Source organism: uncultured Oscillibacter sp. (assembly GCF_947654275.1).
Taxonomy (GTDB): Bacteria; Bacillota; Clostridia; order Oscillospirales; family Oscillospiraceae; genus Oscillibacter.
In genome coordinates this window covers 1-25643 of record NZ_CANTJS010000024.1, presented here as the reverse complement: position 1 = coordinate 25643, position 25643 = coordinate 1, and the positions used below count along the sequence as shown (strand labels likewise).

The window sequence follows — 25643 nt, the reverse complement described above, 5'->3', positions numbered from 1 at the left end:
TTCACCGAATCAATACAAGGGGGAATTGCTTTATGGACAAAAAAGCCTCCGGCTTCCTGTCGGAGTTCAAGACCTTCATTGCCCGGGGAAATGTGATGGACATGGCGGTGGGCGTCATCATCGGCGGCGCCTTCTCCAGCATCACCACCTCCCTGATCAATGACATCGTCATGCCGGTGCTGGGCATTTTCACAGACAGCATTTCCTTTGCGGAATTGTCGGTGAAGGTGGGTCCCGCCGTCATCACCTACGGAAATTTCATTCAGGCCATTTTGAATTTCCTGATTATGGCCTTTGTGGTCTTCTGCCTGGTGAAGACCATTAACAGCTTCCACCGGAAAAAGGAAGCCCCGCCGCCGCCCGCCCCAAAAGCCTCCGCTGAAGAAAAGCTGCTGACGGAAATTCGGGACCTGCTGAGGGAACGGAAATGATTCTTCCCCTTCTGGAAGACGGCCTGAAGGCCATGGGCCTGGAGCAGAGCGTCCCGGCGGAGGCCGCCGCCCGGCTGGACCGGTACGCCCGGCTGCTGCTGGAGAAAAACCAGGTGATGAACCTCACCGCCATCACGGACCCGGAGCAGGTGGCCCGGCTCCACATGCTGGACTGCGCCGCCCTGCTGAACCACATGGATTTTGCGGGAAAACAGCTGGTGGACGTGGGCACCGGAGCGGGCTTCCCCGGCATGGTGCTGAAAATCCTGGTCCCCTCCCTGGAGGTAACCCTGCTGGACAGCCTGAACAAGCGTCTGGACTGGCTCAACGAAGTCCGGGAGGAGCTGGGTCTGACGGGAATCCGCACCATCCACTGCCGGGCGGAGGAGGCCGGGGGCAATCCGGCCCTTCGGGAGCGGTTCGACCTTGCCACCGCCCGTGCAGTGGCGGAGCTGCGGGTCCTCAGCGAGCTCTGTCTGCCTCTGGTGAAGGTAGGCGGGAGCTTCCTGGCTATGAAATCCATTGAGTCGGACGAGGAGCTGTCCGGAGCCGGACAGGCCGTGAGGCTTCTGGGCGGCACGGCGGAAACGCCGCGGGACTACCCCATTCCGGGAACAGATATCCAACACCGGCTGATTGTGATTAAAAAAATTTGTAAAACTCCCCAAAAATACCCCAGAGCATTTGCAAAAATCAAAAAGAATCCGCTATAATAGACAGCAGCCGAAAGGAGGCGCTTCCATGGCGGGACAATGTGTGGCAGTGGTCTCCGGCAAGGGCGGAACCGGGAAAACCTCCTTTACCGCCGGAGTGGGCAGCGCCCTGGCCCTGGCGGGCCGGCGGGTTCTCTGTCTGGACTGCGATATCAGCCTGAGAAATCTGGATTTGGCCCTCGGCCTGACCGACAGGGCCCTCATGGATTTCACCGATGTGGCCCAGGGGCGCTGCACCCTGGAGGACGCGGCGGTGGAGCACCCCAAGATCCCCGGTCTCTTTCTGCTGACAGCCCCTGTCCGGATACGGGGCCGCCCGGTATCGGAAAAACAGATGTCCGCCCTGCTCCGGGACATCCGGGAGCGCTACGATTTCTGTTTTCTGGATGCTCCGGCGGGACTGGACAGCGGGTTCCAGCTGGCGGCCTGCGCCGCGGACCGGGCGGTGGTGGTCACCACGACGGACACCTCTTCCCTGCGGGACGCCCAGCACACCGTTATGGAGCTCCAGCGCTTTCCCTCCGGCGCCCTCCACCTGGTGGTCAACCGGGTGCGGCGAAAGATGCTCCGCCAGCTTCACGCCACCATTGACGACGCCATTGACCGGGCGGGCCTTCCGCTGCTTGGCGTGGTGCCGGAGGACGACGCCCTTACCCTGAGCCTGAATCAGGGCATTCCCCTGCCGCTGACGGGAAACCAGGGCGCGGCGGCGGCATACCGCAACATTGCGAAACGCCTTCAGGGGCAGAAAGCGTCCCTGATGCGTATCAGATAACCAAGCGAGCCAAACAAACCAAATACAGAGACCAACAGGCTGTCGAACAGAAACCGGCCGGTTTCCCGCCTTCGGCAGGCTGAGAAAGGATGCGACCCATTATGAACATTGCACTGATGGCCCACGACAACAAAAAGGAGCTGATGGTTCAGTTCTGCACCGCCTACGCCGGCATCCTCTCCCGGCATCATCTCTATGCCACCAATACCACAGGTCATATGGTGGCAGACGCCAGCGGCCTGCCGGTTCACTGCTTTCTGACCTATGCCCACGGCGGCAGCCAGCAGATCGGCGCACGGATCGCCTATAACGAGTTTGACATGGTCCTGTTCTTCAACGACCCCAACAGCGAGAGCATGGCCGGAGACATTTCCTACATCTCCCGGCTCTGCGACCAGAACAACGTCCCCTTCGCCAGCAACATCGCCACGGCGGAAATGCTGGTGCTGGGTCTGTCCAGAGGTGATTTGGACTGGCGGCTGATTGTCAATCCCTCCACCCGGCCCCTGGCCTGACCGCGTTCCCCGGCCGCCTCGGCGCCTGCTGAGGTTTTTCGGGTTTCGGGTTTTTAGCCTTAGGCTTTTGGCCTTGGGCTTCGGCTGCGCCGCCTGTCCCGTCTGAACCTGGGAAAGGACCTGGTATGGAGAATTTCACCGATATTGATTATGAGCTGGCCTGCTTCCTTCTGGAATGCGTGGAGCAGAAACGGTATACCTGGACCTATGTCGAAGTGGCGGAGGTTCTTTCAGAGCGCCTGAACCGCCCGGTCAACGCCCATTTTCATCTGAACCACCCTCTTGGAAAAGTTGTGTATCTCTGTTTTGATCTGGAGCTCCCATTTCTCTCCGCCATTGTGCGGCACGGCGGCGTCAGCCGCCGGACGATTGGGAGCGGCTTCTATGAGCTGGCCCGGGAGCTGAGGCCTCAGTACAAAGCCATGGAGCCCTACAGGGCCTGGCAGCAGGAATTGGCGCTGGTCAAAAGCTGCCGGGACTGGTCCCCCCTCCGGAGGACCCTGTATCCCGACGCCTGAGACAGTATCCTCCGCTCACGGTTCCCGTGGGGAGCGCCGCCCTCCGGCGCTTCACTCCCCGGAGCCGCCGGGGTCCCGCAGGACGGGCCCGCCTTCTGATAAAGCAGGTAAAAAAGCGCTTTCATGGGGAATGTCCGCCTTGACATTTCGCCAAAAAACGCATATAATCACAGCAATTTCACCGCAATGACGCCGCAGCAGTACTCCGGAACGCCGTTCCGCAGAGAGGGGCCCTCGCTGGAAAAGCCCCGTTCGGCCCGGAGGAAGGACAGCGGCGGAGCGGGGGCGGAAACGCCCACGGCCCCCTCCCCGTACCAGGAGGTTCAAAGGAGACTTTTCAGCGGACAACCGCCGTCCCTCTGCCTTTCAGTATGGCCCTCCGGGTAAATACCATGGGCGGCGGCATCCAGGGCAGCACAACGCAAAAGGTCTCGAATTTGGGTGGCACCACGAAGCGGAAGAGCGCTATCGTCCCAAAACCACTTTGGGATGATACCGCTCTTTTTTAAAGCTCATCCCCAATTTTATGAAAAGGAGCATCACCATGGCAAAACAGACCCCCCGGACGCTGTCCGGCTTTATGGAGCTTCTCCCCGCCCCGCAGCAGCAGATGGAGCGGATTATGGAAACCCTGCGGAAAACCTATGCCCTCTACGGCTTCACGCCCCTGGACACCCCTGTCATCGAGTCCAGCGACGTTTTGCTTGCCAAGGGCGGCGGCGAGACGGAGAAGCAAATCTACCGCTTCCAGAAGGGAGACGCGGACCTCTCCCTCCGCTTCGATCTGACAGTACCCCTGGCCAAATACGTGGCCCTGCACTACAATGAACTGACCTTCCCCTTCCGCCGCTTCCAGATTGGCAAGGTCTACCGGGGAGAGCGGGCCCAGCGGGGCCGGTTCCGGGAGTTCTATCAGGCGGACATCGACGTGATTGGGGACGGAAAGCTGGATATCTCCAACGAGGCGGAGATACCCGCCATTATCTATAAGACCTTTTCCGCCCTGGGCCTGAAGCGCTTCCGCATCTGCGTCAACAACCGCAAAATCCTCAACGGTTTTTACGCCATGCTGAACCTGACGGAGCGGGCCCAGGACATTATGCGCACGGTGGACAAGCTGGACAAGATCGGCTTTGAGAAGGTGGAGGCCATTCTCACCGGGGACCTGGGCGTCTCCCGGGAGCAGGCCCTGGAAATCCTGTCCTTCATCTCCATCAACGGAGACAATGAGACGGTCCTCTCCCGGCTGGAGGAGTACCGGGGCCGGGACCCCCTCTTTGACCAGGGTTTGGAGGAGCTGAACGCCGTGGTGAAGCACCTGGGGGCCTTCGGCGTTCCGGCGGAGAATTTTGCCGTGGACCTGACCATTGCCCGGGGTCTGGACTACTACACCGGCACCGTCTATGAAACCACCCTGCTGGACCATCCCGAGATTGGTTCCGTGTGCTCCGGCGGCCGGTATGATAACTTAGCGGAATATTACACCGATAAACAACTCCCCGGCGTGGGCATTTCCATCGGCCTGACCCGCCTGTTCTATGTCCTGGGGGAACAGGGCATGCTGAATCCGGAGCTGAACACCGCCCCGGCGGACGTGCTGATTCTGCCCATGACCGAGGACCTGTCCCCCGCCATTGCCCTGGCCACCCACCTCCGGGAGAACGGCATCCGGACCCAGCTCCACTGTGAGCAGAAGAAGTTCAAGCAGAAAATCGGCTATGCCGACAAGCTGGGCATTCCCTATGTGATCTTCCTGGGAGAGGACGAAATCAGCGCCGGCGTTGTGGCCTGCAAGGACATGGTCACCGGTGAACAAACCAGGCTGGACGCCAAAGCCACCATCTACCGCATCAAGGCCGGACTGGATATCCGGAATCAGGGCAGCATCATCCGGGAATAAGCGGTCCCGTCGGGGCCTGGGATGAACGAAAGGAGCGTGTCCATGAAAGCACTCTGGAACCAGCATAAAAAGGCTCTTCTCTGTGGCCTGGCGGGGCTGCTGGCGGTCTGGTGCCTGTGGTACAGCCGGCCGGTGGACGTCCGGTTTTTGCTGAACCGGCAGACGCCGGACTGCGTCTCCGGCATGGTCATGGCAGGCATCGGCTCCCCCTGGAGGACCCCCAAGACCCGGACCTTTATGGTGGAAGGCCAGGACATGGAAGACCTGATGGAGCAGCTGGAGGGCCTGCACTTCCGCCGCTCTCCCCTGGAGCCTTTACTGAAGGTGCTGCCGCCCCTGGGCGGCCGCAGCGCCCGAACGGAGGCCGGGGAAACCTGTTACAAAATCGGGTTTTCCTTTTACTCCACGGAAAACGAGGAACAATGGGACACTCTTCTGAACCTGGAATTTTGGATTGACCGATGGACACATGGAACCTACACCTCCCTGCCCCTTTCCGTCCCTGATGGAAAGGAACAGGGACAGGCGCTGGGGGCCTGGCTATGGGACTGGGCGGAGCCCTTTGATTCCGCATCGTAATATCAGGACGCTGTACATCTGTTTGTATTTGATTGGAGGCGCTTATGAGGAAAAAAATCCGGTTGTTCTCCCTGCTGCTGGCGGTACTGCTGGCCCTCCCCTTCCCTGCCGCCGCCGCGGAGCCAGACGCAGACTGGCTCATCCCCATGGCCAGGGATTACGGCGCATTCACCGACACCGCCGGAACCATTTGCGAAACGGCGGCCCGCATCTGCTGTGAAACGGGACTGATGGACGGAATTGACGGAAAACACTTCATGCCGGAAATCGGTCTGACCTGCGCTCAGGCCATGGTCATCTGCGCCCGGCTTCACCGGCTTTTAGGCGGCGAGACCCTGGACTATTTCGAGCCCATCTCTTTGAAGGGGCCGGACTGGTGGAAACCCTATGACCAATATCTGCGGGAACAGGCGCCGGCCTTAGAGGAAGCTGAGTTTTACACCGGTCTCCGCGCCTATCCCCAGTCCCCCTGTGATCGGGGAGAGTTTCTCAAGCTGTTGTCCGCCGTGCTGACGGCCCAAAATGTCAGTCTGCCGGAACTGAATCAGGTATCCGCCGTTCCTGACTGCAAGGACCCGGACCTTCTCATGCTCTACCGGGCCGGTATCCTGACGGGCAAGGACCGCTATGGCACCCTGAAGGAAAGGGCCTCCCTCTCCCGGGCCGCCGCCGCGGCCATGCTGGCCCGGGTCATCGACCCGGCCCAGCGGGTCTCTGCCACGTTTGATACCCTGGAGCTGTGCCGGGACGCACTGGAGGTGGAGCCGGACACGGTGCTAGCCACTGTCAACGGCAGGGACATTACCGCCGAGCTCCTGGCCCCGGCTCTGGCAAGCTATCTGGATATCTATAATCACTCCCACCTGGCTCACCGCAACACCCCCTGGGATAAGGCTCAGTCCATTCTGGACGACCTGACCACCGCCGCAGCCCTGGAGGTCCTGGCAGAGCAAAAGGGTCTGATCCTGCCGGAGGTGGACGCCGCCCTGTATCCCGACGGCTACCAGGGCTATACCTCCCGCAGTCAGGTCTGGGAGGCGGAACACGAGGCCCTGTGGACGGCCCTTGCCGCCCTCTATCCCACCCGGGAGGAACTGGAAGCGGCTCTTTCCGAAACCGGCGTTCAGGCGGAGCCCACCCAGGCATGGAAGGACCTGGACCTGTCTGACGCCTCCATCCGCCTGGAACATCTCCCTGGCTGGGAGTGGAATCGTTGACAGAACAGGAGGAAATCCCATGCTTCCCACTTATGACAGCTTATATATGCCCCTGCTGCGGGCGCTGGCAGACGGAGAGGTCCGCACCAACCGGGAAATCGGGGCCCGGATTGCCTCAGAACTGGCCCTCAGCCCAGAGCAGCTTCAGGAAACCCTGAGCAGCGGCCGTTCCATCTTCACGGACCGGGTCAGCTGGGCCTGCACCTATCTGAAAAAGGCGGGTCTGGTGGAAAGCGTGAAGCGGGGCCACCACCGGCTGACGCAGGAGGGGCAGGCGGTCCTGACCGCCCCGCCTCCGGTGCTGGACAACCGCTTCCTCAGCCAATATCCCTCTTTCCAGGAATTCCGGACCCGAAGCGAGAAGGACGAGCCGGACGCCGCACCCCCTGTGGAATCCAGCGAAACGCCGGAGGATATGATGGAGCAGGCAGCCGCCGCCCTCAACCAAAGTCTGGCGGACGATCTGCTGGCGGAGATTATGGAGAAGGACTCGGATTTCTTTGAGTCTCTGGTGGTCAAACTGCTTGTGAAAATGGGCTATGGCGGTTCGGTCTCCGACGCCGGCGTGGTCACCAAACGGAGCCATGACGGCGGCATCGACGGCATCATCCGGGAAGACAAGCTGGGCTTTGACCAGATTTATATCCAGGCAAAGCGCTGGGACCCCCAGAGCACCGTCAGCCGTCCGGAGCTGCAAAAGTTCTCCGGGGCCCTTCGGGACGAGGGGGCGTCCAAGGGCCTGTTTATCACCACCGCCAGATTTTCCGAGGGGGCCCAGGCCTCGGCGGAAAAGCAGCACATCGTCCTGGTGGACGGCCAGCGGCTGACCAAGCTGATGATTGAATACAACCTGGGCGTTTCCCCGGTGGCCAGGTACGAAATCAAGTCCATTGACTCCGACTTTTTCAGCGGAGACAACGAATAAATATTCAGATAAACAGAAAACTTGAAATAAGGAGATGGTTCACATGCAGAATCGCACGCATACCTGCGGAGAGCTCCGCATTGGAGACGCCGGGAAAGAAGTCCAGCTCTGCGGCTGGCTGGAAAACGTCCGGGTGGTCAGCGCCGCCCTGGCCTTCGCCGTCCTGCGGGACTTCTACGGTTCCACGCAGATCGTGGCGGAAACGGAAGAACTGGTGAATACCTTCAAGGGCATCAACAAGGAATCCACCCTTTCCGTCCAGGGCGCCGTCCGGGAGCGGGCCAGCAAGAATCCCAAGCTGCCCACCGGCGACATCGAGATTGTCCCCTCCGCCGTCACCGTCCTGGGTCGCTGCCGTCACAACGAGCTGCCCTTCCAGATTAACCGCAGCCGGGAGGCCGACGAGAGCCAGCGGCTGAAATACCGCTATCTGGACCTGCGGAACCCGGCGGTGAAAAACAACATCGTCCTGCGCTGCCAGGTGGTCTCCGCTCTGCGGCAGGCCATGACGGACCACGGCTTCCTGGAAATCACCACCCCCATTCTCACCGCCTCCTCCCCCGAAGGGGCCCGGGACTATCTGGTGCCCGCCCGGAATCACCCCGGCAAGTTCTACGCCCTGCCCCAGGCCCCTCAGCAGTTCAAGCAGCTGCTGATGACCTCCGGCTTTGACCGCTATTTCCAGATCGCCCCCTGCTTCCGGGACGAGGACGCCCGGGCGGACCGCTCCCCTGGCGAGTTCTACCAGCTGGATATGGAAATGGCCTTCGCCTCCGAGGAGGACGTATTCGCCGTTATCGAAGACGTGCTGCCCCCCATCTTTGCCAGGTACGGAACGTATAACCGGGCCAGCTCCGCTCCCTTCCAGCGCATTACCTATCTGGATGCCATGGAGAACTTCGGCACCGACAAGCCGGATCTGCGCATTGACCTGCGGGTGAAGGACGCCCCCACCGCCCTCTATGGCTGCGGCTTCCCGCCCTTTGACCCCGGTCAGGCCGAGGGAGCTCTTGCCATCAAGGCCGTGGTGGTCAGCGATTTCCACGAGACCCGGAAATTCATTGACAAGACCCTGGCGGACGTGGAAGTGGTCTCCGGCGGAAAGCCCTACTGGTTCCGTCTGGATGAGAACGGGGAGATTGTGGGCGGCATCGCCAAGTTCGTCCAGCCCATCAGGGATGAAGTGATCTCCGCCCTGAACCTGAAGCCCAACGACTTCGTGGCCCTGGCCGCCGGGAAGCAGACCGCCGCCTGGAAGACCGCGGGCGTGCTGGTAAAGACCCTGGGGGCGGCGGTGCCGGGACACATGGACCGTGAACAGTACGCCTTCTGCTGGATTGTGGATTTCCCCATGTACGAGATCGGCGAAGAATCCGGGGAGCTGGAGTTCTGCCACAATCCGTTCTCCATGCCCAATGGCGGACTGGAACCCCTGATGCTGGCGGAGCAGGGCAAAATCGACCCCCTGACCATCAAGGCAGACCAGTATGACCTGGTGTGCAACGGCGTGGAGCTCTCCTCCGGCGCGGTGCGGAACCACGACCCGGAGATCATGGTGAAGGCCTTTGAGCTGGTGCGGCTGGGCGAGGAGGATGTGCGGAAGAAATTCCCCGCCATGTATAACGCCTTTACCTACGGCGCGCCGCCTCATGCCGGCATTGCCCCCGGCGTGGACCGGATGGTGATGCTGCTGGCCGGTGAGGACTCCATCCGGGAGATCATCCCCTTCCCCATGAACAAGAACGCCCAGGACGTTATGATGGACGCCCCCAGCCAGGTCACTCAGAAGCAGCTGGACGAGCTGCACATCGCCCTGGCTTTAGAGGAAAAAGACTGACCGCGTCCATCATCGGGGCCCCCGCAAAATCCGAAGATTTTGCGGGGAGAAGGAGGAACAGCGGAATGAGCGAGTCCTGCCGCAGGCGGCAGGACGAGAGATATGGAGCTTGTTCCGACGCGGACGCCCCCAGCCAGGTCACTCAGAAGCAGCTGGACGAGCTGCACATCGCCCTGGCTTTAGAGGAAAAAGACTGACCGCGTCCATCATCGGGGCCCCCGCAAAATCCGAAGATTTTGCGGGGAGAAGGAGGAACAGCGGAATGAGCGAGTCCTGCCGCAGGCGGCAGGACGAGAGATATGGAGCTTGTTCCGACGCGGACGCCCCCAGCCAGGTCACTCAGAAGCAGCTGGACGAGCTGCACATCGCCCTGGCTTTAGAGGAAAAAGACTGACCGCCCGGGAATGTCCTTTTCCGCATTTTATCAGGAAGCGGCCTCTGTCCGTTTCCCTTGGCACTTCCAGGGAAATGGGAAAACGGACCAACGCACACCGCCCTGATGAAATCCGCAGAAAAGCGGAAAAACGCAAAAAAGCAGAAAGAGGAGGGCCGCCGCCCTCCTCTTCTCCTTCTCTCACCGGCCCTGCCCAATGGCTCCGACATAGGCCACCGACTGATTTGCGACGGACACAAGGCCATGATGCTCGTGCCTGTCAAACAGCTCATTCAGCGCATCAATATAGTCATCATAGTCTTTGTCTCCTTTTCTCAGTGAATAGGAGCTCGAAAGGCACCTTGCAACAAAGCGGTCCCGATCAAACGTCAACGGATGATCGAAGGACATGGACACATACTGACCGTCAAAAAAGCTTCTGATTTTCGGGTCATCCTGTTTGGTCCCGCCGCTGAAGCCCTTGAAGCCGGGACAGTAAGCCGTATGGAGGCGGAACAACTCCTGATTCAGCAAATCCGAACCGTCCCGGGCATTCCATATCAAAAATACGGTCCCGCCGTCCTTGAGAATCCGCAGACATTCCTCTTTGAACCGCTTTCCATCAAACCAATGAAAGGCCTGGGCAGCTGTAACAAAATCCGCGGTGCCGTCCGCAAGGGACGTATGCTCGGCGGTCCCTGTGACGGAGTGGAATTTTTCATATCCCCGCAGCTCCTCTTCCGCCGTACGGCGCATGCCGTCGTTGGGCTCCACACAGTATACCACGCTGCCCCGGTCAAGCAAATGTCTGGCAAATTTTCCGGTTCCAGACCCGATATCCGCAATCACAGAGGCGTCTGACACCCCATACTCACGATACATGCAGTCAATCAGAGCCGCGGCGTAATCCGGCCTACCCGCCGTATAATCCTCCGCCCGGCCGTCAAATTTTCTGATAACAGGTTTCAAATCAGTCCTCCCGCTGCTGTCATTTCCGCCGGAACAAGCCGGACCTGGTGAGCAAAGTATACCACCGGCACGGACATCTTTCAATCCCCCGCTGAAACGAGCGGGTGTCCGGTCTCTCATTCTATAATAGGACCGTGATGCAGGGGCCGCCGCCCCCGGCGGTTCCGGGAAACGGACCAACGCGCACCGCCCTGATGAAATCCGCAGAAAAGCGGAAAAACGCAGAAAAGCAAAAAAAGCAAAAAAGGCAGAAAGAGGAAGGCCGCCGCCCTCCTCTTCTCTATGGTTCAATTCTTTTCAGCCCTCAGCCGTTCCCGTATCGCCCTCTCTAAAACCCTCAAATCCTCATTGCACAGCACCGGCAGAAAATCCGCCAGCTCCTCAGCGGAAAAGTCCCACCAGCGGAGCTCCAGCAGCAGCGCTGTCAGCTCCGGGGAAAACCGGCGCCTGATCAACCGGGCCGGGTTGCCGCCCACCAGGGTATAGGGCTCCACATCCCTGGTCACCACGGAATACGCCGCCACAATGGCCCCGTCTCCGATGTGCACGCCGGGCATCACCACGCACTCCCGGCCAAGCCACACATCGATTCCAACCACCGTATCCCCCTTGAAGGGGAGCTGAGACAGGTGGGGCGGCGTCCGCTCCTCCCACAGTCCGCCAAAGACGTTGAAGGGGTAGACCGTGGCGCTGCCCAAGCGGTGATTGGCACTGCCCATGATAAACTTCACGCCGCTGGCAATGGAACAGAATTTGCCGATGATCAGATGGTCGCCGAATTCCGGCCAGTTGAACAGCACGTTGTTCTGCTCAAAGCCCGCAGGGTCCACAGGGTCGTCGTAATAGGTGTAATCCCCCACGGAGATATTGGGGGCGGTGATGACATTTTTCAAAAAGCATGACGTGTGATATTCATTGGGAAACACCACGTCAGGGCTGGGAATTTGATACATACTCGTTCCTCCTTACAATGTTCAGCAATTCACCTCCTTCAAGGGGCCCTTCACAGTGGCCACGGCCTTCTTTTTCCGCAATTCGCGCATATTCATCATCCTTTTCCGGCTTTTCCGATCTTTTTGGCTCTTTTGGCTTTTTTCCTTTTTAGACATACCGGGTAATTGCTCACAGTCTGCCGTCCGCACAGCTTTTTACCGGACAGCGGCTTTGCCAGCGTTCAACTGTGCTGACTATAACATGCCAAAGAGGGAAAAGCAAGCCTTCCCCTGGTCAGGAAGCTGTGTTATAATGCTTTTATCCACCAAAAAACCTCATGGAGGAATTCAGAGAATGAAACGAACGCTGGCCCTGCTCCTGATACTGGCCCTGCTCTCCGGCTGCGGAGGCGGAACCATTCCGCCCCCGCCGGAGAACAGCGTGTCCGACCCCGGTTCCCTCTCCGCTCCGCCGGACGATGAAGCAAGTGAACCGGAGGAACCGGAAAAACCCGCCGACCCTGTGGAGGTTCTTTTGAAGGAACTGTCCCTGGAGGAAAAGGTGGGACAGCTCTTTTTCGCCCGCTGTCCGGCGGAAAACGCTGTGAAGGACCTCACCGATTACCATCTGGGCGGTTTCCTCCTCTTCAGCCAGGACACCAGAGACAAAACCGCCAGCGATCTGATTCAAACCATTGCCGGTTATCAGCAGGCGGCGGCAGAGGACACGGGCATCCCCCTGCTGATTGGCGTGGACGAGGAGGGGAAAACCGTCGTCCGCATCAGCTCCAATCCCCATCTGCGGGACAAAAAATTCTCCAATCCCAAAAAACTCTGGGAGGCGGGGATGGAGGCCATCGACAGCGAGACCCGGGAAAAGTCCCTGCTTCTAAAAGCCCTGGGCATCAACGTCAATCTCGCCCCGGTGGCGGACGTATCCACCAATCCCAGCGACTTCATGTATGACCGGACCACCGGCAGAGACGCGGAGACCGCCGGGCTCTATGTCGCCCGGGTGGTGGACATGCATTCCCGCTATGGCCTGGGCAGCGTTTTAAAGCACTTCCCCGGCTACGGGAACAACAAGGACACCCACACCGGCATCGCCGTGGACGAGCGGCCCCTGGAGACCTTCCGGACCCAGGACTTTCTGCCCTTCCAGGCGGGCATGGAGGCCGGGATTCAGGCCGGCCTGCCCCCTGCCGTGCTGGTGAGCCACAACATCGTCAGCTGCATGGACGCGGCGCTGCCCGCCTCCCTGTCCCCGGAGGTCCACCGGATTCTCCGGGAGGACCTGGGCTTTGAGGGTGTGGTCATGACCGACGATCTGGCCATGGACGCGGTGGAAGCCTATGCGGAAGACGGCTCCGCGGCAGTCATGGCCCTGGTGGCGGGAAACGACCTTCTGATTACCTCCGATTACAAGTCCCAGATTCCCGGCGTCATCGACGCGGTGGGCCTTGGAACTCTGGACGAGGCAGTCATCGACGCCGCCTGCGCCCGGGTCCTTCGCTGGAAGCTGGAGCTGGGCCTGCTGGCGCCAACAGAGGGCGGCGCACTCACCACCCACGTTTCATCCGTTCCATAAGAAACTGAAACCAAACCAGCCGGAAATTCGTCCTGCCAGGTAAACAGATTTGGAGGGTTTTGATATGAAGCGACTGCGCGCGTGCTCCCTGCTCCTGCTGGCGGTGCTGCTGCTGACGGTTCCCGTCTTCGCGGATTCCGGCCCCAAGCCCATGATCTATGTCCGGGTGGAAAACGGACCGGAAGAACCCTATTACATGGACCTGCTGGAGGAAGACCCTTATAACGCCTATTTTTTTGACCCGGACCGTCGCGTCTGGGGCTACTCGGAAGAATATGAAGCCGGTCTGGATCAGGACCTGATGGACGGCCTGCTGGCTGCTGTCCCGGAGGGCTGGCATTCCTGTTCACTTCAGGGGACCCGCGGTGGGCTCATGTACGCTGACCTGGATGGAAGCCGCTCCCAGGAGGAAGGTCTGCACCGTTTTGTCTCTCACGGCGTGCCGGAGACCTTCCGGGTTCTGGCTGTCACAAAGTCCGGCCAGATTTTCTGCTCAGAGCCCCTGACCCGCCGGGCCTATCAGGTGTCCGTCACTCTGGACTGGTCCGCCGGAACCGTCTCCTTGGCCCCGGTCTGGCAGCGCTATGTATTGCAGTTCCTGGCCACCTTTATTCCCACCATTCTCATTGAGGGCGTTTTTCTATGGCTGCTGGGCCTCTGGTCCCGGCGGAATGTTCTGGTCTTCCTGCTGGTGAACCTGCTGACACAGGGGGGCCTGTCCCTGTGGTTCAGCGTCGAGGCCACCCAGCGCGCTATTGATTACTGGTATTTCTGGATGCTGATTCCGGCGGAGCTGGCCGTCCTGGCGGCGGAAATTATCCTGTATCGCCGCTTTCTGCAGGAGCCCTCCGACGGGCGGGCCATTACCTACGCGGTGGAGGCCAATCTGGCCTCGGCCATTCTGGGCTATTTCCTGGCGGAACCGGTGTGGGAATTCATGGTGGTTCATTTCTGACAGAACAAAAGGGTGATTTTATGGAGCGCTCAGGGTTTTTCCGCACCAATATTCGGTGTCCGGCGTCTAAAATCCGGAAGCTGCCCGGACTGCCGAAAAAGTGGTTTGCCGCCCTGCCCGGGGACCGGCAGACGCCGCAGGCGGTGCGGGAGCGGAACGTACTCACCGGCGCCATGAAGGACGCCGCGGACATCTGCGGCCGCTGGTGGGGCCCGGCCTATACGAACCGGTCCGACACCACCGGCCTTCCCCTGCTCTACCTGGATTTTCCGGAATACGCGGCCCGCTCCCTTCCGGAGCTGGAGATTGCCGTGGTGATCAACGTCACGGACCGGGAAACCGGCCATACCTATGAGCGGTCCTGCTACTCCCCTGCCGGGGAAAACACCCTGCACCCGGACGGGCTGGCGGAACAGCCTCCTGCCAACCGGGTTCCCGGCCACCCATATTGGGTGTTTCCGCCGGAGGCTCTGGAATGGATTGGCTTTCAATAAAACGGAAAGGATATCGTTGAATGAGAGAGACGGAAAAGCTATACTATCAGGACCCCTTTCTGAGAGAATTCACCGCCCATGTGCTGGCCTGTGAGCTCATCATAGACGCCTGGCGGGTGGTCCTGGACCGGACGGCCTTCTACCCCGAGGGAGGCGGCCAGCCCGCTGACCATGGGACCCTGGGCGGCGTAAGGGTTCTGGAGGTCCACGAAAAGGACGGGGTCATTTTCCACATCTGCGACGGACCTGTGGAAGCCGGGACGGAGGCCGCCGGCTCCGTCGACTGGGCCCGGCGCTTCGACCACATGCAGCAGCACTCCGGCGAGCACATCATCAGCGGCATCCTCTGCCGCCTGTATCACTGTGACAACGTGGGCTTCCACTTGGGGGCGGAGACCGTCACCATCGACTATAACGCGGACCTCACCTGGGAGCAGGTCCTGAAGGCGGAGCGGCTGGCCAACGAGGCGGTCTGGGCTGACCGGGCGGTCCGCATTACCTTCCCCTCCCCGGCGGAGCTGGCGGAACTGGACTACCGGAGCAAAAAGGAGCTGACCGGACAGGTCCGCATTGTGGAATTCCCGGAGGCGGACCGCTGCGCCTGCTGCGGCACCCACGTCCTCCGGGCGGGCCAGGTGGGCCTGGTCAAGGTTCTTTCCTGTCAGAAGTTCCGGGAGGGGGTCCGGCTGGAAATCCTCTGCGGAGACCGGGCCCTGCGCTTCCTCTCCGGGACCTTTGAGCAGGCGAAGGCCATTGGCCAGCGGCTCAGTGTGAAGCCCCTGGAGGCCCTGGACGCCGTGGAGCGGCTGGAATCGGAGCTGGCCGCCGCCAAGGCCCGCATGGCGGACCTGGAACAGACCGCCTATGCCGCCCTGGCGGAGGGCCAGGCGGGCAAGGGGGACGTGGTGCTCTTCCAGCCCCCCGCCCGGCCCGACAGCGTCCGGCGTCTGGCGGACCTGACGGCCAAATCCTGCGGCGGTCTGGCGGCGGTATTCGCCGGAGAGGGAACCGTCTGGAACTACGCCCTGGTCCGCGCCGGAGGCGGGGACATCTCCGCCTTGGTAAAGGCCCTGAATCAGACCCTCCATGGCCGGGGCGGCGGGCGGAACAGCTTTGCCCAGGGCAGCGTCCAGGCGGCGCGGAGCGACATTGAGGTCTTTTTCGCTTTTTTCGCTGCCAGCAATTTGTGAGGAGGACAAACCATGCAGTATGTTTTAGTGGAATGGGACCACGATTTGGACGACGAGCCCTACCGCATTTATTCCGAGCTGGACGACAGCCGCTGTGAGGTCCGCAAGGTGGAGTTTTTCCGCAACGGCATCTGTTTTTCCTACGGCGCGGAGCGGGGCTGTCCGGAGGCCCTGGCGGACGTGCCCTTTCCGGAGGACCTGCGGGAGATCGAAAACGCGGATCTTCAGGGGGAGTCCTTCACCGCCGCCTATATCTCCCCCCAGCTGTTCTATGAGGTCTGGAACCAGGCCCAGGAACGGCCCGACGGCTTTATGGGCATGTTCTTTTAGACCGTCTTCCGGTATTCTGAAAAATTTAGGAAACAACGGACTCCGCAAACGCCTCCCGCCGGACACACCCCAGGGGGCGCGCCGCCGGGTTTCACCATCTTTTACAGCCTTTACAGGAGGGACTTATGGAAAACCAGATGTATATGATGATGATTAAAAAAAGCAAAACCTATAACAAACTCACCAAACAAAAAGTGACCGAGCATGTCGAGCATATCAGAAAGCTGGACGATGAGGGAAAATTGGAAATCTGCGGCGTATTCAAGGGCTTTCCGGGCATGGCGGGCATGTATATCCTCAAAACGGAGAGCCGGGAGGAAGCGGAGGATATCTGTGAGAGAGAGCCCCTGGTCGCAGGGGGTTACGCCACTTATCAATTGGTGGATTTGCTGATTGCAAACCGGGAAAACAATTATCTGCTGTAATGAATGAAAACAGGAGCGGCCGCAAATGCGGCCGTTCCTGCAAGACTGTCGAAAAAACGGATCGCCTTCAGCTTTCGGAAAGGAAGATAGTATGAAAGGAACCCATCAGGGGTGTCTTTCATGTGCAATCAATAAGTTTTCAGAACTTCTCACGGGTTCTGAAAACTTGCGCAGGCTGTCGAAAAATTCTTTTTCGACAGCCTGACAGGAGCGGCCGCAAATGCGGCCGCTCCTGCCTGGTTTATATGGATGCCCGGGAGCTCCCGGAGGTCTTCCCCGCATATCAGACAATCAGGAAGAATTTCAGCAGGAACAGGGCGGAAATGACGTAAGTAAGCAGGGACACGTCCTTGGCTCTGCCGCTGAACACCTTGATAACCGTATAGGAAATCAGGCCCAGGCCAATGGCGTGACCGATGGAGCTGGACACCGGCATGCCAATCAGCATCAGCGCCACGGGAACCATCTGGTCCAGGTCGTCGAAGTCCACATTCCGCAGGCCCATCAGCATCAGCACGCCCACATAGATCAGGGCGGCCGAGGTGGCGGCGGCGGGGATAATGGCAGCGATGGGGGCGATGAAGATGCAGGCCAGGAACAGCACGCCGGTGGTCAGGGCGGTGAGGCCCGTACGGCCTCCGGCCTCCACGCCGGAAGCGGACTCCACGAAGGTGGTCACAGTGGAGGTGCCGGTGCAGGCGCCGGCCACGGTGCCGATGGCGTCGGACAGCAGGGCTTCCTTCATATTGGGCATGCTGCCGTCCTTGTCCACCATGCCGGCCCGGGAGGCGGTGCCCACCAGGGTTCCGATGGTGTCGAACATGTCAATCATGCAGAAGGTAATCACCAGCGTAATGGCGGTAAACAATCCGATATCCAGGAAGCCCTGGAAATTGAACTTGAAGAAGGTGGTGCTCATCATGTCGCCAAAGGGCGGCACGAAGGACGCGGTGCTCAGGGCGGCAAAGGGATTCGTCCCCAGGAACAGGGCGGAGCCCGCCCAGTAGATGACGGAAGCCGCCAGCATGCCCAGCAGCACCGCCGCCTTCACGCCCTTTTTGGCCAGAATGACAATCACGAACAGGCCGATGAACATGGTCACCACCTGGAGGACCATGGCATCGTAGCCGGAGCCCATGGTGGTCTGCGCCACGCTGGGAGTCAGCGCGCCGAAGAAATCCCGCATGACGAAGAAGGGACCGCCGGTTTCAGAGTACACGCCGGCGTTGGAGCCCAGGCCGATATTCATCAGCATCAGGCCGATGGCCGGGGCGATGCCCAGACGGACGCCCAGAGGAATGGCCTCTACAATCTTCTCCCGGATGTTCAGCAGAGAGAGGGCGATAAACACGATGCCCTCAATCAGGATAATCACCAGGGCCGCCTGGAAGCTGGCTACATAGCTCATGCCGGTAATCACGGCGATATTGGACGCCACCACGGCAAAGAAGCTGTTCAGTCCCATGCCGGGGGCCAGGGCAAAGGGCTTGTTGGCAAGAAACGCCATGCAGAACATGGCCAGGGCGGAGGCAAGGCAGGTGGCCATAAACACGCCGTTCCAGAGGGCGGACCCTACATCGAAGTTGGTCAGCAGGTTGGGGTTCAGGGCGATGATGTAGGCCATCGTCATGAACGTGGTCAGGCCCGCCAGTACCTCCGTGCGGACCGAGGTGCCATTCTCCTTCAGATGAAACAGGTTTTCCATAGCTCTCCTCTCTTTCCGCATCCCAAACAGACGCCCCCCTTCAAAACCTCTGTTCAAGATGCACTAAACTGATAGGAGTATTATAACAGAAACTGGTTCATTTGGCAAGTGAAAGAGAAAAAAAGGTCGACCTTATTTCAGAGACTCCGGGAAACGCCTGCCAGCCGGCGGTTACAGGGGATTCCCCCTTCACGGAAAACGCAAACGGGGAAAGCGCCCATAAGAAATCTCAATTTATGGCGTCCCAAAAAATTCGGCTATGATTGTCGCGGGACCGTCCACTGCGCCCTCCTGTTCGGTGAGGACCAGAAAAGACCGCTCATCCCCCTGCTCCATAGGGAACACAAAGGCATCCAGTTTTTTCGAGAAAAAAACCTCATTGCAGGTTGACCCGTACATGGAAACAGGCCCCGGTTCCGGAGGTCCCCCGGACAAAAGAGCCCGATACCACCCGGAATCCTCCAGCGAGTCATTTGCAAGGGTTATAAAGCGGCAGTCCAGCCCGGCGCCTGTCAAGTCTCCCTGCAATCTCACGCCGCTTCTCAATTGATAGGAAGCGCTTCCTGATATGGAAAAGGTCTCAGGTTCCGCCTGCGTCAGCTGATTCCCATCTGACCCGTAGAGTACCCCATAATATTCCCGGGTAAAGCCTTTTTCATATGTGAATTCATACGCAATCAGCACGCAGAACAAAACCAGAAAACCGGCCAGGAGTAAACTGGTTGTTTTTTTATTTCTTAACATTTGACGCACCACTCATATCACAGGAGTAAACCCGGCCAACGCTTTTTCCCGGGATTTACGATTTTTGTCGAGGTATCTTATTCGTCGATCACGGTGCAATATAATATTGTGCCGTCCTCAAAAACCACAGGCTCTTTCGAATCTTCATCCATCAACCACGGAATAGGCTCAATTGTGACGGTTGTTCCGTCGCCAAAGTCATATTTTCCATCGCCTTTTACCACAACCACACCCAAAGTCTCCGATTTAATGATATCTTCCGAATTGGAATCCCCTGCATCATCTTTCGCAGCGGCGGCGGCGGAAATGCACAGCAAACTCAGACACATTGCAGCCGCAAGCAAAATCGTATAAGCTTTTCTCATTTTCATAGTAAACTTCCTTCCATAAACTCAATAAATCACAAACTCTTTCAAAGATTCTTACTGCCCGCCGGCGTTCCAATCGGCCTCTATGACCGTACCGAATCTGTCCTCATAACGGTAGGTGCCGTCTTCAAGCAGTTCCCCCTCTAAAAATTCTTCTCTGGGGGGAGACTCCATTGCACGGAAAATTCCAACCAGCCCCACGATGCTGAGGATTACGCACACTAAAACCATCACTCTCTTCTTCATGTTCTCACCTCCTCCCCATCGAGCTACCATTCCAGCTCGAATTCTATGCTTGGAACCCCATTCACCTCCTCCCCTTGTGTTTCCCCTAAATGGGAATACTCTTTATTTTTGTTGGCAATCAATATTCCAACAAACACAATCAACATTAAAATCACCAGTGCCGCAATACACCATTTCAGACCTGTTTTCCTTCTGTTGTTTTCCGATGTATCTGGTTTGACTGTTGGATTTTGAGGGAAAGGCTCCCCTTCTTCTGCCTCTTCCTCATTCAGCAGGTAGTCCATGGGCACCCCATACAGCCTGCTCAGGGCCCTTAAATTTTCCGTGGAAGGCAGCGAGCCGCCCGACTCCCATTTGGAGACAGCCTGCCGGGACACCTGCACGGTCTCCGCCAGCTCCGCCTGGGTGATTCCCTTCTTCTTCCGCAGGGAAACCAGTTTTTCATCCAGCTTCATATCTCTCACTCCTGACTTTACTCCGTATTTCCCCAAATGTAAACCGCAAGGGCCTTGCATTTGGGCAACCTGGGGTTGCACAGGGCTTTTCCTCACAATTTTCAGAAGCCGCTTCCGCCGTCTCCGGTCTTCAGCCATGCCCTGACGGCTGATTCATGGCGGCGGTGATATACTGCTGCCCATAAATGGCGTCATAGATCACCGCGTCCCGCAGCTCCAGCAGCTCCCGGGCCTCCGGCGTCAGCGCCGCCGTCTCCCGGCCGGCGCTGGGGCGTCCCTCGCCGTCCACGAAATAGAGATCCGTATGGACCAGACACTCCCGGCTAACCTGTTCCAGCAGAGCCCAATAGCGGGAGACGGTTCCCCCTGTGAGCTCCAGCAGCTGGGGACCCAGGGAGGTCACGCCGCTGTCCCGCCGGGTCCCGGCCAGGCCCTGAAGCAGGGCGGCGTCGTTGGCCCAGATGAGATAATCGGTGGAGTAAAGCTCATTCACCTGCTCCGTGGTCCAGTTCTGCGTGTCGTTTTCCGGACAGAGGCCCAACTTGGTGTAAACCGTGTCGCCGCCGCTCAAAAACAGGTTGGGCCGGTGGTCGCCGTAAAACACCACAATGGTGGGCTCCTCGCTCTCCCGCAGGGCGTCGGTGAGATACCCCAGCGCCTGGTCCGCCCGGGTAATCCCCTCCAGCATCACCCGGATGACGTCCCGGTCCGCCGCCTCAAAGCGGTCCGTGGTCAGGGAGAGCTGACATTCATAGTTGAACTTCTCCGGGTCAAAGGGCTGGTGGTTCTCCATGGATATGCCGTAGAGAAAGGCCCGCTTTCCCTGCCGGTTGATGTCCTCCATCCGCTCCAGCATTCCCTGATAGAGATAGCTGTCCTTCATATAGTAGCCGCCGTAAACGCCTCCCTCCCAGTCAAAGCCCAGGGACTGGACATCCTCGGAGAACAGAAGGCTGTCAAAGCCCAGCAGAGGATAGGTCACCGTCCGGTTATAGAGACTGTTGTCAAAGGCGTGGAGCATTTCCGCGGTATAGCCCCGGGATTTCGTATACTGCTCCGCCAGAGCGTCGAAGCGCTCATAGACGCCGTCGTCCATGAAGCAGATATTGGTCCCCGGCGGCAGGTCCATGTGATCAACGCCATAGAGCATGGCCATTTCGATATATCCGGTGCCGTAGCCCAGATAGTGGCTGTGGAAGGTCCCGCTGATGCTCTCTTTCTCCAGGGCGTGGAAGTTCTCCAGAGGGTCCCCGCCATAGCGGAGTTCCGGCAGACGGTTCAGGTCATAAAAGGACTCGGAGAGGATAAACAGGATATTGGGCCGGGTCTCCGGCCGGGGCTGTTCCTCTGCCAGAAGCCGGTCAATCCGGTCCAGCACCTCCTGCATATAGGCCTCGCTGTAGCCCTCCGGCGGCGTCTTGGGCTGCGGGAAGGCATCCCGCCAGAGGCTGAGGGTCAGACCGTGGACATTGCGGTTTTCTGCGGCGGGCATCCGGGTATAAAAATCCACGCCCAGCCAGCTCCCCACCGTCCGGGTCCCCGGACCGGTGCAGAGGATGACCGCCGCCGTAACGGAAAACACCAGGGACAGAGCCCGTGTCCGGCCCTCCAGGCGGGTAAGCCGCCGGGTCAGGAAGAGGACCGCTGTGCAGAGCCCCAGCGCCGCCAGTGCCAGGAAAAAATCCTCCGGCGGCGTCAGGTCCCCCGCCAGTCCCGCCACGTTCCCCGCCTGGGCGGCCAGACCGAAATCCGCCAGCTCCAGGGGCGTGCCGTTGACGGCGTTTTTGAAGTAGTCCACCAGGGCCAGAATCATCCCCAGCAGTTCCACGGGAACGGCCCCCAGCCACAGCCGCCCCGTCAGCGCCCCCAGAAGGAACACCGGCACGGCATAGAGCAGGGCTGTCATGACCAGATGAGCGGGATAGGTCCGGACCCATTCCCAGACCAGCGTCAGCGTTCCCAGACCGGTCCACTGCATGGCAACGGCCACCGCCAGTCCCATGCAGAGGGAGGCGGCGGCAGACATCAGCCAACGGAACCATTGGGGACCAATGGGTAATTTTTTCTTGAACAAAGCAGTTGCCTCGCTTTCATAAAAAGAGTGAAGAGTAAAGAGTTGAGAGTGAAGATTTTCCGTTATCTCCACTCTTCACTCTCCACTCTTCACTCTTTGAAAATCAGTATGCCAGTTTTTCAGTCAGATACGCCTTCAGCTCGCTGATGGGAATGCGGACCTGTGCCATGGAGTCCCGCTCCCGGACGGTAACGCAGTTGTCGGCGGGCTTTTTGTCGTCGCCCACGGTCTCAAAGTCCACGGTGACGCAGTAGGGGGTGCCGATCTCGTCCTCCCGGCGGTAGCGCTTGCCGATGGAGCCGGTTTCGTCGAAGTCCACCATCCACTCCCTGGAAAGCTCCTGCTGAATCTCCCGGGCCTTGTCGCTGAGTTTCTTGCTCAGGGGCAGGACGGCCACCTTGAAGGGGGCGATGGCGGGATGGAAGCGCATGACGGTGCGCACATCGTTCTTTTCCGCGTCCACAACCTCCTCGTCATAGGCTTCCACCAGCAGGGCCAGGGTCATCCGGTCCGCGCCCAGGGAGGGCTCAATGACGTAGGGCACATAGTGCTGATTGGTTTCCGGGTCGAAATAGGTCAGGTCCTGGCCGGAGTGCTTCTGGTGCTGGCTCAGGTCGTAGTCGGTGCGGTCTGCCACGCCCCACAGCTCGCCCCAGCCGAAGGGGAACAGATACTCAAAATCGGTGGTGGCCTTGGAATAGAACGCCAGTTCCTCGGGCTCATGGTCCCGGAGGCGGAGATTTTCCTCCTTCACGTTCAGGCCGATGAGCCAGTCGTGGCAGTAGGTCCGCCAGTACTGGAACCACTCCAGGTCCGTGTCCGGCTTGCAGAAGAATTCCAGCTCCATCTGTTCAAACTCCCGAATACGGAAAATGAAGTTGCCGGGGGTGATTTCGTTGCGGAAGCTCTTGCCCACCTGGCACACGCCAAAGGGGAGCTTCCGGCGAGTGGTCCGCTGAATGGCGGGGAAGTTCACGAAAATGCCCTGAGCGGTCTCCGGCCGGAGATAGACCTCGTTGGCAGAGTCCTCGGTGACGCCCTGGTGGGTCTTGAACATCAGGTTGAATTTCCGGATGTCGGTGAAGTCGCTCTTGCCGCAGCCGGGGCAGGGTACGTTGTTGTCCCGGATGAAGGCCACCAGATCCTCCTGGGTCATGGCCTCCACGTTGACGTCCATGCTGTTTTCCTGGACGAAGCTTTCCACCAGCTTGTCGGCCCGGTGGCGCATTTTGCAGGCCTTGCAGTCAATCAGGGGATCGTTGAAGGTGGAGACATGGCCGGAGGCTACCCAGACCTGGGGATTCATGAGGATGGCGGCGTCCAGACCCACGTTGTAGGGGTTTTCCTGAACAAACTTCTTCCACCAGGCCCGCTTGACGTTGTTTTTCAGCTCCACGCCCAGAGGGCCGTAGTCCCAGCTGTTGGCAAGGCCTCCGTAGATTTCGCTGCCGGGGAACACAAAGCCCCGGTTTTTGCACAGGGCCACGACCTTTTCCATGGTTTTCTGCTTGTTGTCCATTGTCAAATTCTCCTTATCTAAAATATCTAAAATATTGAATCTTGTTTGGTCCTGGATTACCGGGGGTCGATGGTGCGGAAGACGCTTTTCAGCGTTCCGTCCTCCCGGGGAACAAAGCCCAATTGCAGGCACAGGTCCGCCGGTTCCCCGCCGTCGGCGGTCAAATCATAATCTACCTCAAAGGAATCCCGGGGGCCCCGCTCATAGAAGTCCAGCTGATGGTACTCATATTGGGGATGAAATCTGCTGGGCACGTCGTACTCGTCGAAGGCCTCCAAATCGTTGAGCTCCAGGGTCCCCTGGATACACTCCCGGATTTCCGCCGTGTCGCTCCACTCCATTTCGTCCACGCATTGGGGCAGGTCCTCATAGCATTTCTCATGAAGAACATGGAGGATATTTTTCACCACCTGAATGGCCTGTTCCCTGTGCTGTTCGTTCATAAAATCACTCCTTTTTGCTCACGGAAAGAAGCAGACCGCAAAACCACTCTTTTTCACACCGGATTCTGCTCCTGGTCCGACGCCAGCCGTCAGCCCTCCATTCCGGCAAAGTCGGGCCCGCCGGTCAGAGTGCCGGCCACATGGAGGGAGTGACCGCCCAGGGAAGGGCAGTCCTCAAACCAGAAGTCAAAGCCGCCCTTGTGGTCTACCTGAACGGCATCCAGGCCCATATCCTGAATCAGAGAAACAGATTCCATCAACTCAGCGGCAGCATACGCCCGCACTCGCCGGTCCCAGTCTGCCGCCGCAGCCAGCAAAGCCCGGGCTGTCTCCTGAGCGGCTTCCCGTTTCTTGGGGCCACCCCGGTCAAAAGTAAGCTGTACCGGGCGCCCCAGCCAGTCGATCCTTCCCTGGAACCAGTCGTTCTTCCGGTCCAGAGTAAAGGTCCCCAAACCCTCCACATTCAGGACCACCGGCTTGTTCCGCCGTTTTAAAATTGCCTCCAGCTTTGGGTGCGCAGCCGGTTCCGGGGCGTCTGCCAGCAGAAAGCGTCTGGTCCCCGTTTCATCCGCCAGAGGACGGACCCGACACTTGAGAATGGAATTTTCAGGGGTCCGCCGGGTGTACAGATTCAGCATTTTCCGGGTGGCCAAGGCATTCAGCCAGAACTCCTCCCGGTGAATCTTCGGGTTTCCCTCCTCCGTCCAGGCGTTCAGCAGAATCATACCCAGTTGGAGACCGGTCCGGCCGTAGTTGGCCCCGCCGAAGATGTCTTGATTCGTAAGAACCAGAATGGTCATCTCCTCTGGGCGGTACTTCATGGCGTAGTCCTCGAACTCCAGCTTCTGGCTCTCATTCTCCCACGGTTCAAGTCGTTCTTCCGTCACTGACCCCCCCTTTCAAACGCAAGTCCCAATTTCCCCTTGCGCTTATAAACAGCACTTATAAACATTAAAGGAAATTGGGACAAATGCAAAAACGCCCCAAGCCTGAAACGGCTCAGGGCGAGCTTTTTGTAAAAAGTCCGCGGTTCCACCTGAATTTCCCTTTTTCGCATTCCATTTCTTTTCGCATTCCATTTCTTCTTCGCATTCTATTTCTTTTCGCATGGAATCAAAGGGACACTCTGCCCGGTAACGGCGGGGACCGGCGGGGCATTGCCTCCCCGCGGCTTCAGGACGCCTTCTCTTCCCTTCCGGAAGGGCTTGCACCAGCCGCCCTCTCTCTTCACCGGACTTTTTTCTCTTTGGCTTTTTGCCTTTTTTCCTTGTGGAAGATACTCTTTCCTGTCATGGCCTTTCGCTTATTCCGATATGGCACTCACTTTAGCATGTTTTTTCCAGGTTGTCAAGGGGGAAAACCCTCACATCAGGGAAATCAATTTTCAAGAATAGTACAAATATCCGAGGGATTCAGGAGACAG

30 protein-coding genes are annotated in these 25643 nt (G+C 59.0%); 18 read left to right on the top strand and 12 right to left on the bottom strand.

Annotation, left to right across the window (positions count from 1 at the left end):
- Positions 1–32: 32 nt before the first annotated feature.
- From mscL to Q0063_RS08070, 5 genes are all read left to right on the top strand, one after another.
- The gene (gene mscL / locus Q0063_RS08090; RefSeq protein WP_297871473.1) at positions 33–431 is read left to right on the top strand and encodes a large-conductance mechanosensitive channel protein MscL; all 399 of its coding nucleotides are present in this window, start codon (positions 33–35) and stop codon (positions 429–431) included.
- Positions 428–1144 (top strand): 16S rRNA (guanine(527)-N(7))-methyltransferase RsmG, encoded by a 717-nt coding sequence (gene rsmG, locus Q0063_RS08085; protein WP_297871472.1) that lies wholly within the window; start codon positions 428–430, stop codon positions 1142–1144. Before mscL ends, rsmG begins: the two co-directional genes overlap by 4 nt.
- A gap of 28 nt (positions 1145–1172) precedes the next feature.
- Entirely contained in the window at positions 1173–1919 is a 747-nt protein-coding gene (gene minD / locus Q0063_RS08080) for a septum site-determining protein MinD (RefSeq protein WP_297871471.1), read from the top strand.
- A 101-nt stretch (positions 1920–2020) separates the two neighbouring features.
- Positions 2021–2434 (top strand): methylglyoxal synthase, encoded by a 414-nt coding sequence (locus tag Q0063_RS08075; RefSeq protein ID WP_297871470.1) that lies wholly within the window; start codon positions 2021–2023, stop codon positions 2432–2434.
- Positions 2435–2559: 125 nt separating this feature from the next.
- Positions 2560–2952 (top strand): hypothetical protein, encoded by a 393-nt coding sequence (locus Q0063_RS08070; protein ID WP_297871469.1) that lies wholly within the window; start codon positions 2560–2562, stop codon positions 2950–2952.
- Positions 2953–3119: 167 nt separating this feature from the next.
- On the opposite strand, the gene Q0063_RS08065 is transcribed toward Q0063_RS08070, so the two are convergent.
- Positions 3120–3251 carry a hypothetical protein gene (locus Q0063_RS08065; RefSeq protein WP_297871468.1) on the bottom strand — a complete coding sequence of 44 codons (132 nt, stop codon included), beginning with the start codon at positions 3249–3251 and terminating at the stop codon, positions 3120–3122.
- A gap of 245 nt (positions 3252–3496) precedes the next feature.
- Between Q0063_RS08065 and hisS the strand changes: the two genes are divergently transcribed.
- The 7 genes from hisS (at position 3497) to Q0063_RS08030 (ending at position 9804) form a co-directional block, all read left to right on the top strand.
- Positions 3497–4852: a histidine--tRNA ligase gene (gene hisS / locus Q0063_RS08060; protein ID WP_297871467.1), complete on the top strand. Its 1356-nt coding sequence runs from the start codon at positions 3497–3499 to the stop codon at positions 4850–4852.
- A 42-nt stretch (positions 4853–4894) separates the two neighbouring features.
- Complete coding sequence (locus Q0063_RS08055) at positions 4895–5431, top strand: hypothetical protein (RefSeq protein ID WP_297871466.1); 537 nt, start codon at positions 4895–4897, stop codon at positions 5429–5431.
- A gap of 44 nt (positions 5432–5475) precedes the next feature.
- Positions 5476–6648, top strand: coding sequence for a hypothetical protein (locus Q0063_RS08050; RefSeq protein ID WP_297871465.1), 1173 nt, complete (start codon positions 5476–5478; stop codon positions 6646–6648).
- Between the two features lie 19 nt (positions 6649–6667).
- Positions 6668–7573, top strand: a complete 906-nt coding sequence (locus Q0063_RS08045) for a restriction endonuclease (protein ID WP_297871464.1) — start codon at positions 6668–6670, stop codon at positions 7571–7573.
- Between the two features lie 43 nt (positions 7574–7616).
- Positions 7617–9410, top strand: coding sequence for an aspartate--tRNA ligase (aspS, locus tag Q0063_RS08040; RefSeq protein ID WP_367180347.1), 1794 nt, complete (start codon positions 7617–7619; stop codon positions 9408–9410).
- A 65-nt stretch (positions 9411–9475) separates the two neighbouring features.
- Entirely contained in the window at positions 9476–9607 is a 132-nt protein-coding gene (locus Q0063_RS08035) for a hypothetical protein (protein WP_297871462.1), read from the top strand.
- A gap of 65 nt (positions 9608–9672) precedes the next feature.
- Positions 9673–9804: a hypothetical protein gene (locus Q0063_RS08030; RefSeq protein WP_297871462.1), complete on the top strand. Its 132-nt coding sequence runs from the start codon at positions 9673–9675 to the stop codon at positions 9802–9804.
- Positions 9805–9984: 180 nt separating this feature from the next.
- Here Q0063_RS08030 and Q0063_RS08025 read toward each other — a convergent pair whose 3' ends face one another.
- Positions 9985–10752 carry a class I SAM-dependent methyltransferase gene (locus Q0063_RS08025; RefSeq protein ID WP_297871461.1) on the bottom strand — a complete coding sequence of 256 codons (768 nt, stop codon included), beginning with the start codon at positions 10750–10752 and terminating at the stop codon, positions 9985–9987.
- Positions 10753–11039: 287 nt separating this feature from the next.
- Positions 11040–11705: a CatB-related O-acetyltransferase gene (locus Q0063_RS08020; protein WP_297871460.1), complete on the bottom strand. Its 666-nt coding sequence runs from the start codon at positions 11703–11705 to the stop codon at positions 11040–11042.
- Between the two features lie 334 nt (positions 11706–12039).
- Here Q0063_RS08020 and Q0063_RS08015 point away from each other — a divergent pair, with 334 nt between their 5' ends.
- From Q0063_RS08015 to Q0063_RS07990, 6 genes are all read left to right on the top strand, one after another.
- Entirely contained in the window at positions 12040–13272 is a 1233-nt protein-coding gene (locus Q0063_RS08015) for a glycoside hydrolase family 3 N-terminal domain-containing protein (protein WP_297871459.1), read from the top strand.
- A gap of 64 nt (positions 13273–13336) precedes the next feature.
- Entirely contained in the window at positions 13337–14227 is an 891-nt protein-coding gene (locus Q0063_RS08010) for a hypothetical protein (RefSeq protein WP_297871458.1), read from the top strand.
- A 20-nt stretch (positions 14228–14247) separates the two neighbouring features.
- Positions 14248–14721 carry a hypothetical protein gene (locus tag Q0063_RS08005; RefSeq protein ID WP_297871457.1) on the top strand — a complete coding sequence of 158 codons (474 nt, stop codon included), beginning with the start codon at positions 14248–14250 and terminating at the stop codon, positions 14719–14721.
- Positions 14722–14741: 20 nt separating this feature from the next.
- Positions 14742–15911, top strand: a complete 1170-nt coding sequence (locus Q0063_RS08000) for an alanine--tRNA ligase-related protein (RefSeq protein ID WP_297871456.1) — start codon at positions 14742–14744, stop codon at positions 15909–15911.
- Between the two features lie 12 nt (positions 15912–15923).
- Positions 15924–16241 (top strand): DUF6881 domain-containing protein, encoded by a 318-nt coding sequence (locus Q0063_RS07995; RefSeq protein WP_297871455.1) that lies wholly within the window; start codon positions 15924–15926, stop codon positions 16239–16241.
- A gap of 125 nt (positions 16242–16366) precedes the next feature.
- Entirely contained in the window at positions 16367–16666 is a 300-nt protein-coding gene (locus tag Q0063_RS07990) for a YciI family protein (RefSeq protein ID WP_297871454.1), read from the top strand.
- A 283-nt stretch (positions 16667–16949) separates the two neighbouring features.
- Here the strand turns inward: Q0063_RS07990 and Q0063_RS07985 are convergent, their stop codons facing one another.
- The 9 genes from Q0063_RS07985 to Q0063_RS07945 all read right to left on the bottom strand — a co-directional run bounded on the left by Q0063_RS07985 (position 16950) and on the right by Q0063_RS07945 (position 25107).
- The gene (locus Q0063_RS07985; protein WP_297871453.1) at positions 16950–18371 is read right to left on the bottom strand and encodes an NCS2 family permease; all 1422 of its coding nucleotides are present in this window, start codon (positions 18369–18371) and stop codon (positions 16950–16952) included.
- Positions 18372–18605: 234 nt separating this feature from the next.
- Positions 18606–19115 (bottom strand): hypothetical protein, encoded by a 510-nt coding sequence (locus tag Q0063_RS07980; RefSeq protein ID WP_297871452.1) that lies wholly within the window; start codon positions 19113–19115, stop codon positions 18606–18608.
- 77 nt (positions 19116–19192) lie between these two features.
- Entirely contained in the window at positions 19193–19486 is a 294-nt protein-coding gene (locus Q0063_RS07975; protein ID WP_297871451.1) for a hypothetical protein, read from the bottom strand.
- A gap of 51 nt (positions 19487–19537) precedes the next feature.
- On the bottom strand, positions 19538–19729 hold the full coding sequence (locus tag Q0063_RS07970) for a hypothetical protein (protein WP_297871450.1): 192 nt from the start codon (positions 19727–19729) through the stop codon (positions 19538–19540).
- 23 nt (positions 19730–19752) lie between these two features.
- Entirely contained in the window at positions 19753–20184 is a 432-nt protein-coding gene (locus Q0063_RS07965) for a helix-turn-helix domain-containing protein (RefSeq protein ID WP_297871449.1), read from the bottom strand.
- 130 nt (positions 20185–20314) lie between these two features.
- Complete coding sequence (locus tag Q0063_RS07960) at positions 20315–22258, bottom strand: LTA synthase family protein (RefSeq protein WP_297871448.1); 1944 nt, start codon at positions 22256–22258, stop codon at positions 20315–20317.
- Between the two features lie 103 nt (positions 22259–22361).
- Positions 22362–23777 (bottom strand): glycine--tRNA ligase, encoded by a 1416-nt coding sequence (locus Q0063_RS07955; protein ID WP_297871447.1) that lies wholly within the window; start codon positions 23775–23777, stop codon positions 22362–22364.
- A gap of 56 nt (positions 23778–23833) precedes the next feature.
- Positions 23834–24220, bottom strand: a complete 387-nt coding sequence (locus Q0063_RS07950; protein WP_297871446.1) for a hypothetical protein — start codon at positions 24218–24220, stop codon at positions 23834–23836.
- A gap of 89 nt (positions 24221–24309) precedes the next feature.
- Positions 24310–25107, bottom strand: coding sequence for a DUF2262 domain-containing protein (locus Q0063_RS07945; protein WP_297871445.1), 798 nt, complete (start codon positions 25105–25107; stop codon positions 24310–24312).
- Positions 25108–25643: the final 536 nt, after the last annotated feature.